Annotated in this window: 2 tRNA genes; both read right to left on the reverse strand. The window is 56.3% G+C overall.

Annotated features, from left to right (window positions below):
- Positions 1-10: 10 nt before the first annotated feature.
- Positions 11-86: transfer RNA gene (locus ACV229_RS40995), tRNA-Ala, on the reverse strand.
- Positions 87-121: 35 nt separating this feature from the next.
- Positions 122-198, reverse strand: a tRNA-Ile gene (locus tag ACV229_RS41000).
- Positions 199-213: the final 15 nt, after the last annotated feature.

Consider the following 213-nt stretch of genomic DNA (forward strand, 5'->3'; position numbering starts at 1 on the left):
CATTGAAGATTGGTGGAGGCAGACGGGATCGAACCGACGACCCCCTGCTTGCAAAGCAGGTGCTCTCCCAGCTGAGCTATGCCCCCATACAGAGACTCCCAGGTTTCTTCCGCCAGACAATTGGTGGGTCTGGTTGGATTCGAACCAACGACCCCCGCCTTATCAAGACGGTGCTCTAACCGACTGAGCTACAGACCCCTGAGTCTGTCTTGA

The sequence above is a fragment of the Burkholderia sp. MR1-5-21 genome (assembly GCF_053427715.1).